This window comes from Trebonia sp. (genome assembly GCF_049794275.1).
Lineage (GTDB): Bacteria > Actinomycetota > Actinomycetes > Streptosporangiales > Streptosporangiaceae > Trebonia.
This window is the reverse complement of the sequence record NZ_JBARCR010000577.1, coordinates 1-2757: the sequence shown is the minus strand read 5'-3', so window position 1 is coordinate 2757 and position 2757 is coordinate 1. Positions and strand designations below refer to the sequence as shown.

The 2757-nt window shown below is 70.3% G+C and carries 1 protein-coding gene and 1 pseudogene; one reads left to right on the top strand and one right to left on the bottom strand.

Annotated elements, in window-relative coordinates:
- Positions 1-230 precede the first annotated feature (230 nt).
- Positions 231-881 carry a winged helix-turn-helix domain-containing protein gene (locus WA805_RS15680; RefSeq protein ID WP_422289199.1) on the bottom strand — a complete coding sequence of 217 codons (651 nt, stop codon included), beginning with the start codon at positions 879-881 and terminating at the stop codon, positions 231-233.
- A gap of 130 nt (positions 882-1011) precedes the next feature.
- Here WA805_RS15680 and WA805_RS15675 point away from each other — a divergent pair.
- A pseudogene (locus WA805_RS15675) lies at positions 1012-2757 on the top strand (glycoside hydrolase); the annotation flags it as partial.

Below are 2757 nucleotides of genomic sequence, written 5' to 3'. Positions count from 1 at the left end.
GCTGGCCTCGCTGGCGTGGGCGGTCTGGCACGCCTCGGCGGTTTCGCCGGCCTGGGCGGCCAGCGTGGTCCGGGCGTAGTGGCCGGCCTTGGCGGTCATTTCGTGACGGTGCTGGCTGGCCAGGGCGCTGGCCATGTCTGGATGCATGATGCTGACTCCTCTCGTTCGCTGGCGTCCGCCGTCACGACGCCGAACGCACTACTTACGATGTATCTCGTTTACGATGCCTGTCAAGATATATCTTGAGATTCCCCGGCCGGCTTCAGCCCGGAGAACTCGGTGAGCGGCGAGGTGAAGAGCGCCACCTCTACCGGCATCCCGCCGGCGGGCCGCTGCGACGGGTCGCGCTCCCTGCCCCGGTAGCGGTCGATGATCTCTTCGATCTCGCGGCCCACCTGGACCGTTTCTTCCGCCGTCAGGAACACGGCGCTCCTGTTCATCGACGTCGCGCGCTCCCAGCCGGGCAGCCGCTCGCGGCTGCCGAATACCCTTCTCGCGCGCTCCACCCAGCGCTCGAAGTAGACCGCGCCCAGCGCGCCGGCCGCGATCGCGGCCTGCGGGTTGTCCTGCTGCGTGGACGAGACCCAGATCGTGCGCCGGGTCCTGGTCCATGGCCGTTCCCTGCCGCGGCCGCCGCCCGCTTCCCGCGCGAAGCCGTACTTCGCGAGCGTCCGCAGGTGGAACGCGCAGTTCGCCGGCGACTCGCCGAGGATCTCGCTGGCCTGGGTGGCGGTCAGCGTCCCCGCGACGCCGAGCAGGTCGAGCAGCGCCATCCGAACCGGGTGCGCGAGCGCGCGCATGGCTTTCGGATCGGTGAGCTTGAGAGGCTCGTCCCAGGTGTCGGCCGGCCGCTCGGGACGCGGGTTTTCTTCGGAACTCATGTTTCGAAACACTACCTTCGAAAGAGTTCTTTTGACAAGTCCTTCGGAAGATTTGTTTCGAGAGATTGGCGGCCGGGATGACACGGGCGATTGCTAAGGGCGCACCGCGCTGCCATGCAACGATGGGGATATGCGGATCACTGACGTGGAATCGACCGATCTCTTCCAGGGCAGTGCGGTCCGGCCGCTGCAGGTCATCAGGGTCACCGTGGAGCCAGCGGGCGACAGCGACGCCGGCGCGCCGGGCACGCTGCGGATCGAGGGGGCCGGGACAGCCACCCCGGGTCCGTTCGGGATGACGCTTCCAGTGGCGGGGGAAAGCCGCAGCTATGAGGTGGCCGTCGCGGTGACCGGCTCCCCAGGCACCGAACTGCCGGTCACCGTCATCGCGGAGACGGCCGCAGCCCGCGTCGAGCAGGCCGCGCGGATCACCGTGGCCGAGCCGGGCTGGACCATGTGGATGGTCAGCCACTTCCACTACGACCCGGTGTGGTGGGGCACCCAGGGCCAGTTCACCGAGGCCCGGCTGGTGCTGCCCGACGAGGACGGCGAGCTGCCCGACACCAGGACCGCGTTCGACCTGGTGCGGCTGCACCTGGAGAAGGCGCGCCGGGACCCCGACTACAAGTTCGTGCTCGCCGAGCTCGACTACCTCAAGCCGCACTTCGACGCGTTCCCTCGCGACCGCGCGGCCATCCGCGGCCTGCTCGCTGACGGGCGTCTCGAGCTCGTCGGCGGCACTTACAACGAGCCGAACACGAACCTGACCAGCGCCGAGACCACAATCCGCAACGCGGTGTACGGGATGGGATTCCAGCGGGACGTGCTAGGCGCCGACCCGCGGTCGGCGTGGATGCTCGACGCGTTCGGGCACGATCCTGGGTTCCCCGGGCTGATGGCTTCCGCGGGGCTCACGTCGTCGTCCTGGGCGCGGGGGCCGTTCCACCAGTGGGGACCCGGCGACAACACCCGGATGCAGTTCCCCGCCGAGTTCGAGTGGCTCTCCCCCGACGGGTCCGGGCTGCTGACGGCGTACATGGCGAACCACTACGGCGCGGGCTGGACGCTGCACACCACGCCGGACCTTGAGGCGGCGCTGCGGGCGGCGCACGAGCAGTTCCTGACGCTGGCCGCGGTGGCCGCCACCAGGAACGTCATGCTGCCCGTCGGCTCGGACCACGTCATCCCGGCCCGGTGGGTGACCGACGTGCACCGGGAGTGGAACAGGCGGTACGTGTGGCCGCGGTTCGTCACCGCGATCCCCCGTGAGTTCTTCGACGCGGTGCGGGCGGAGGCTGGCGGCGCATCAGGGTCCGGGACGGGTGCCCGGTTCTGGATCATGCCGCAGACGCGGGACATGAACCCCGTCTACACCGGCAAGGACGTGTCCTACATCGACACCAAGCTGGCGCAGCGGGCCGGTGAGACCGTGGTCCTCGAGGCGGAACGGCTCGCGACGCTGGCCTGGCTGCGGGGGGCGCCGTACCCGGCCGAGTCGCTGGACAAGGCGTGGCGGCAGCTCGCCTACGGGGCGCACCACGACGCGATCACCGGCACCGAATCCGACCAGGTGTACCTGGACCTGCTCGCGGGCTGGCGCGAGGCGTGGCAGCGCGGCGACTCGGCGCGCCACGATGCAATCGATTTCATCGTTGGCGGCGCTGCCGGGGCCGATGACGGGGACGGGCGGGTCGTCACGGTGGTGAACGGGCTGGCCAGGGAGCGGGACGGGATGGTCACGGTGACCGTGCGCCCCGGCTCGCCACCCGCCGGCTGGCTGGAAGTACGCGACCCGGAGACCGGCGCCGCCGTGCCGGCGCTCGCCGAGGGGGTGCGGCGGCAGCCTGACGGCTCGCTCGCCGAGGTGACGCTGACG

Coding starts and splice junctions, on each gene's coding strand:
- WA805_RS15680 (WP_422289199.1), bottom strand. CDS start 881: ATGAGTTCCGAAGAAAACCCGCGTCCCGAGCGGCCGGCCGACACCTGG.